Origin of the sequence: Capnocytophaga sp., from assembly GCF_030532915.1 — a bacterium.
Taxonomy (GTDB): Bacteria; Bacteroidota; Bacteroidia; order Flavobacteriales; family Flavobacteriaceae; genus Capnocytophaga.
Genome location: NZ_JAUNKD010000066.1, coordinates 1 through 6,228 on the forward strand (window position 1 = coordinate 1; position 6,228 = coordinate 6,228).

The window sequence follows — 6,228 nt, forward strand, 5'->3', positions numbered from 1 at the left end:
CTTGTACAAATATAAGCCTTTTATACAACCCGACAAAGAAAACCCCGTAAAATATACAAAACCCCAATAAAACAAGCCCTTTTGGGGCTTTTTTTTATGCCTTGATACCACCTTTTTAGGGCCTGCCAACCGACCATTTACGTAACCCCGCGAAAATGATACCACCCGCCCGAAAAAGCCTATTTTTATGGTTAGGGAGACATTTAGGGGGACAAAAAACACCCAAAAAACAGGTAGTAAAGGCATATATATACGGGTTTGCATACAACCAAACCCCACTTTTGGCATAGTGGAGGGGGGTGTATTGTATGCTTTTTTGTAACTTGTTTTTGGTTTAATTTGCTGGTCTTTAATTACTTATGTGTAAAAATGCTAAAAATACATATACGTTACGCTGTATGTTTTGTGCGTTATTGAATAACACACATTACGAACCCACAGCAAGGGCAAAGGTTAAACAGATGGGCGTGGTTGGTTTGGTTGGTTGGATTGATTGACACGCATACTTTGAGCCGATTTTAATGCTTGTATATCAGCCTCTAACTTGGTGATTTTCTCTTTATATAAAGCCTCTTTCTCCTCTTTATCTTTGAGTTGAGCCTTTAAAGTAGCGTTGTTTTCCTTTAATAAAGCCACTACCTCATTATCGTTTACTGGTCCTGCCACTGGTTGGTTTTGCTCATTTTTAAGCATTGGAGGTTTACCCGTAAGCAACCATTCGGCGTTAATATTGTAATCGTCCGTTAATATAGATAACAAATCCACACCCACATTCATTCTTTCGTTCAGAATTTCTGAAAGTTTAGATGCTTTTATTCCAAATTTTTCTGCCAAAAATGATTTTGAAGGTACTTTTTTTTCTGAAATAAGAAAATTTATCACCTCTATAAATCTTTGATTTACAATATTTTTATTCATAAAACATAAAATTATTTCAAAAAATCTGAAATTAAATTTGTTTAATTCAGAATTTCTGTATTATATTTGCACCATCAATTTGAAAGGACAAAGTAATGAAAAAAATACGAGTACACCCAGATTTAAAGAAACAAATTGTTAAAGAATTTCAAGTAACAATGCAAAGTGTGGATATGAGCCTTAAATATGTGTTCAATTCCGAACAGGCGAAAGCTATCCGCCAACGAGCAAAAGAATTATTACAAGCCGAAAGCGAAGCTATTAAAACAGATGTAGAACAAATAAAACAATAAGCAATGAAAACGAAAACCATTTATCATTTAAACGAGAACTGCGACATCATAAAAATCGAAAAAAGAACCACGCTGTTGGGCGTGGTCATAAAAAGAGTTATTTGTTTTGTAACTCCTGATGTAAAAAAGTCAAATTCCGTTGGGTTTCCGCTTGTGCGTTTTGCAAAGCCGAACGGATACGTTCCGCCTGTGGGGTGTTAGGGAATGATTTTAGATAATCGTCCAAATTCTGACGAAAGAGGTCGAGAAAAATCATTCGTTGCTCAATGGCTTGTTTTTCGGGTATTGCCGTTTTCAGCCATTCCCAAAAAAAGGTTTCAAACGCCTCAAAACGAGCACCCAATACCAACGAATTGACGTAGGCAACATCTTGTAAATTCATATATACTAAATTTTTGGTTTGACAGCTACAAAGGTAGCAATTTTTCCCGATCTGTTGTGAACAGGGGCAAATTAAACAACGCTGTGGGTCGCACCCACTCGGGAAAGCTAATATTAAAAACAATAAGAAATGACAAAAAGAAGAATCAACAGTGTAAACGATTTGGAAGCCGGTAAATGCTACCGACAAGGCAAGGGAGTTTACTTCCGTTTTGAAGGGAAAAGTCTTTGTGATGAAGTGGTAGGCTCTTTAGTTTGTATCGACAAAAATTCGGTTTTGGTGGAATACAGGCAAGAACTTGCTTGGGTGTTTGACACCGGTGAAGTCATTGAAGAAATCTCCGATGAGAAATTTTTAAAAGCGTGCGGCAAAGCAATGAAACAAATGTCAAAGATTGCCAATAAGGTTGCCGATGATATGAGCTTCGATATAGCAAAGGATTTGTAGTTAGTTTAGTTTTTACTCATTATTTCAGTTTTGCGGAAAAGTCAAAGGCTTACGGGCGGTTCGAGTCCGCCTCCGCATCAAAGTAAAAGAATTTAATATTGAAAAGGGGGAAATGTACGCCTATCAAAATAACATATTATCCATACCGGCACGCCTACTATACGAGGATTGGGGCTTGATAAGTTACGACTACTATAAAAAATTATGTACTCGTGGCAAATTGCAAAACACCAAACCTGGCAAAGGTCAAGGCAATGAAGCGTGGGTATCATTCCACGAGTTGCCTGTGGTTAAGGGAGTGGATATTAAAGAGTTTTGTATCAAAATGTTAGGCAAACCCGAAGACGCTAATATTGTGCAGAATGATTTAGAGCCGCTATTAGTGCCTGACCTTGAAGCCATCAACTTTTTTGCAGGACACCGCAAGCCCAACGGCAAACCACTGACCATTGACCAGCAACGTGAAAAAGCCACGTCGGCAATGATTTTAAACGCTGTTGAAACGCTGTTGAAAGGGCGTGGAAAAAGCACCCATTACAAAGGCAAAAAAGTGCAGGTTTGGGAAAACATCAGCAAGGCGGTAAATGCCCTCAACCCCGAGCGTTGGCGGTTTGATTTGCCGAACAACCCCCGCGTGTTGCAACGCAAGTTCAACCAGTACAAAAAAGAAGGCTATTTTGCTTTTATCCACAGGGGCGAGGGTTCGGAAAATGCCAAAATCGTAACGCCAGTAATGGAAAGGCTTTTTATTTCGATTTGCTGTTTACCTAACAAGCCGTATATCAGCTCGGTATATACCATTTATCAGCAGTTTCTGCACGGCAAAAAAGAGATTTTTGACCGAAGCACGGGCGAACTCTTTAACGTGGAAAAAGATTTTTGCGATGCGTTCGGCAACCTCATTGAAGTTTCGGAAAGCACGGTTAAATCGTGGCTCAAAAAACCCGAAAATCAGTTGGTTATCAAAAAAGCCCGTAACGGCGATTATGATTTTAGCCATAAGGAACGTCCGCACGTGAACCGCCACGCTCCGATGTTTTCGATGAGTAAAATATCGCTTGATGACCGCGACATTTTGCATACCAAAATGCACGACGGTTCAAAAGTGATGGCGTATTACGCGTACGATGTGATGAGTACGGCACTGATTGGGATTGCTCACAGCAAAAAGAAAAACGCCGAGTTGTTTTTGGATTGTTTCCGCAATATGTTCCAATTTACAACGAGTTACGGACTGGGAACGCCGATGCAAATTGAGGTCGAACGCCACTTGACGGGCGAATTTGTCGAAGGGCTTTTAAAAGCAGATAACGTGTTTCCGTTCGTGCGGTTCTGTAACCCCACCAATTCGCAGGAAAAATACGCTGAAACGGGTATCCGACTAAAAAAATACGGGGTTGAAAAAAACAATCATCAGAATGTAGGTCGCCATTATTCCAAAAGAGATGCCAACCGAGTAACCCAACAGAAAATTTTTGACGAATACAACGACAATTATAAGGAAGCAAAAGCCTCGTACGAGCAAATCGTAGCGATGGACTTGCAGGAGCAAATCGAATTTAACAACGAGTTGCACCCCGACCAAGAGCGTTTTGCAGGAAAAACGCGTTTGCAGGTGTTTTTGGAAAATGTGAACCCGAACCTACCGAAGCTCAACAAGGCGCTTTTGGCTCAATACATCGGATTTTCAACACATACGACCATTCGCCGAAATCAGTACGTTACGGTGCAATATCAAAAGTACCAACTACCGAATCCGCAAATTATTTCGTTGTTGGAAAGCTACGAGGTTGAGGCGTTTTACTTCCCGTCAAGCGAAGGTATCGGCGAGGTGTATTTGTACCAAAACAACCAATTTTTATGTGAGTGTAAACAGCTAAAAACCTTCAACCGAGCCAATGCCGAATGGACGGAAACCGACAAAGCCATTTATCAGGAGCAAATGAGCTATATCAAAGGTTTTGACCAATTTACGAAAGAAAAAACCGCTGAAAAACTATCGAAAATCGGCATTATTGAGGCACAACCTCAAATTGAAGTGGAATACAACACGGTGGACTACCAAGAGAATGAAACGCCTGTATTTGAATACGAAAACACGAAAAAGTCAAACATTAATAAAGCAATACTTGACCTATGATAACGAACGAATTAAAAGAAAAAATTGTTTTGGCAGTAGCCGAAAATCGCAAAAATTACACCAACGACAGCAAACACGCTACGGCGTTGGGCATTGACAAAGCTCAATATTCCCAAGTGTTTATCAAGGGAAAATTAGACAAGGTTTTAAGCGATGCCAATTGGATAAGCATCGCCCGTAAGTTGCAGGTACAACTCAAAGAGCAAGCCTCTTGGGTAACGGTGGAAACGGAAACGTTTCAGTACATCACCAATCAGCTCACGGCGTGCCAAAGCCGTTCCATTTCGGCGATATTCTGTGATATTGCGGGCATCGGCAAAACCCATACGGCACGAGTTTATGTAAGCAAAAACAAAAACGCCGTGTATGTGGACTGCTCCCAAGTGAAAACCAAACAAAAGCTCATCCGCAAAATTGCACAGGAGTTTGGCGTGAACCATACGGGGCGATACGCTGATGTGTACGAGGATTTGATTTTCTACATCAAGCAGTTAGAAAACCCGTTGGTGATTTTGGACGAAGCGGGCGATTTGGACTATCCTGCGTTTTTGGAGCTGAAAAGCATTTGGAATGCTTGTGAATATGTTTGCGGTTGGTATATGATGGGTGCCGATGGTTTGGAGGAAAAAATCACTCGTAACAAAAACATCAAAAAAGTAGGCTACACCGAGATTTTCGACCGCTACGGAAACAAGTACAACCGAGTAAGCCCGCAGGCGGATAATGTAGCCATTAAAGCCTTCCATTTAGACCAAATTGCCAAGGTAAGCAAGGCAAATGGGGCTGATATTTCACCCGAAAAAATGTTTGCCAAAACGATGGGAAGCCTGCGGAAAGTCCGCACCGAGATTGAAAAAATGCGAATTTTACAAACAATGAATTAACACAATGGCAGATAATAACAACATTCCGAGAGCTTATACATACGAGGATTTAAAGCGAAAAAAGTATAATACGCTACCGCTTTCCGCCTCGTGGGCAGACCATTTGGGAAAAGTAGAGCGGGCGGGCAGTATTTTGATTTATGGCAAATCGGGACACGGAAAAACCACCTACGCCCTGCAACTAATGAAAGAATTGTGCAAACACGAAAAAGTACTATACAACTCGTTGGAGGAATGCGGAAGCCTTTCAATGGTTGAAAATTTGGATATGAATGGATTACAGCCATACAAAAATAAATACACCGTTCAGAAAGAGAAAGTTGATAAGTTGATACGTCGGCTTTCACGTCCGCAACAGCCTAAAATTGTATTTATTGACAGCATACAAGAATGCTTTGACGGCAAGCCCGCCAATATGTACAACAAGCTGATAGAAATGTTTCCGACTACGTTATTCATTGGCATTTCGCAAGTGGACGGCAAGGGCAACCCCAAAGGAGCGGTGGCTAACAAGTTTTATTGGCTTTGTCAAAACCGAATTGTGGTGCAGGACTTTGTCGCCTCCATAGAGAAAACCCGCACGGGAGCCAACGAGATAGAGCCTTATATCATTTCCGAAAAGAAAGCCGCCGAACGAGAATTTAAATTAAATAAATAGCAATGACAACCCCTTACCAATATCAACAAAAGATTGCTTATTTCCTAAATATGAGTTATTTGGAATATGAACAGTTGCGCGATGCCTACTTCAAAGCGTGGTGCAGTACCTATGATGATGCAGGGTATGCTCCGTACAAAGCAATGGCGAATAACGACAACCTACGCAACTGGTTTATAGAGCGTTGGGAAATTTACGTTGAAAAAGAGTTACAACGCTCGTATGATGATTACCTAAATAAAGGCGTAATGACCGCCACCGACTTGCAGAAAACCATTTTTATACTTTCCAAAGAAATCCTGTGGCTCTATCCGCAAGTATTAATCCGAGAAATCAACAGAAAATCAAGTAAATATGGAAAAAGGAACGTATGTAAATAGAGACTGGCTCGAAGCCAAAGTGAAAGAGCTGTACAACGAGCTACATAACCATCATCACGAGGTAGCGGAACAACAACGGCTTAAAAGCCGCATTAACCACTACATCAACAAATTAGCTGATTTAGA

At 40.8% G+C, this 6,228-nt stretch carries 8 protein-coding genes; 6 read left to right on the forward strand and 2 right to left on the reverse strand.

Annotated features, from left to right (window positions below):
- Positions 1-453: 453 nt before the first annotated feature.
- Positions 454-834: a hypothetical protein gene (locus Q4D72_RS11950; RefSeq protein ID WP_303078153.1), complete on the reverse strand. Its 381-nt coding sequence runs from the start codon at positions 832-834 to the stop codon at positions 454-456.
- Positions 835-1,013: 179 nt separating this feature from the next.
- Between Q4D72_RS11950 and Q4D72_RS11955 the strand changes: the two genes are divergently transcribed.
- Positions 1,014-1,211 carry a hypothetical protein gene (locus Q4D72_RS11955; RefSeq protein ID WP_303078154.1) on the forward strand — a complete coding sequence of 66 codons (198 nt, stop codon included), beginning with the start codon at positions 1,014-1,016 and terminating at the stop codon, positions 1,209-1,211.
- A gap of 97 nt (positions 1,212-1,308) precedes the next feature.
- Here Q4D72_RS11955 and Q4D72_RS11960 read toward each other — a convergent pair whose 3' ends face one another.
- Positions 1,309-1,593: a hypothetical protein gene (locus Q4D72_RS11960; RefSeq protein WP_303078155.1), complete on the reverse strand. Its 285-nt coding sequence runs from the start codon at positions 1,591-1,593 to the stop codon at positions 1,309-1,311.
- A gap of 129 nt (positions 1,594-1,722) precedes the next feature.
- On the opposite strand from Q4D72_RS11960, the gene Q4D72_RS11965 reads away from it, so the two are divergent.
- The 5 genes from Q4D72_RS11965 (at position 1,723) to Q4D72_RS11985 (ending at position 6,102) form a co-directional block, all read left to right on the forward strand.
- Positions 1,723-2,040: a hypothetical protein gene (locus tag Q4D72_RS11965; protein WP_303078156.1), complete on the forward strand. Its 318-nt coding sequence runs from the start codon at positions 1,723-1,725 to the stop codon at positions 2,038-2,040.
- 112 nt (positions 2,041-2,152) lie between these two features.
- Positions 2,153-4,180 (forward strand): hypothetical protein, encoded by a 2,028-nt coding sequence (locus Q4D72_RS11970; protein WP_303078157.1) that lies wholly within the window; start codon positions 2,153-2,155, stop codon positions 4,178-4,180.
- Positions 4,177-5,064, forward strand: a complete 888-nt coding sequence (locus tag Q4D72_RS11975; protein ID WP_303078158.1) for an ATP-binding protein — start codon at positions 4,177-4,179, stop codon at positions 5,062-5,064. The genes Q4D72_RS11970 and Q4D72_RS11975 overlap by 4 nt, the downstream gene beginning before the upstream one ends.
- 4 nt (positions 5,065-5,068) lie before the next feature.
- The gene (locus Q4D72_RS11980; RefSeq protein ID WP_303078159.1) at positions 5,069-5,722 is read left to right on the forward strand and encodes an ATP-binding protein; all 654 of its coding nucleotides are present in this window, start codon (positions 5,069-5,071) and stop codon (positions 5,720-5,722) included.
- A 2-nt stretch (positions 5,723-5,724) separates the two neighbouring features.
- Entirely contained in the window at positions 5,725-6,102 is a 378-nt protein-coding gene (locus tag Q4D72_RS11985) for a hypothetical protein (protein WP_303078160.1), read from the forward strand.
- Positions 6,103-6,228: the final 126 nt, after the last annotated feature.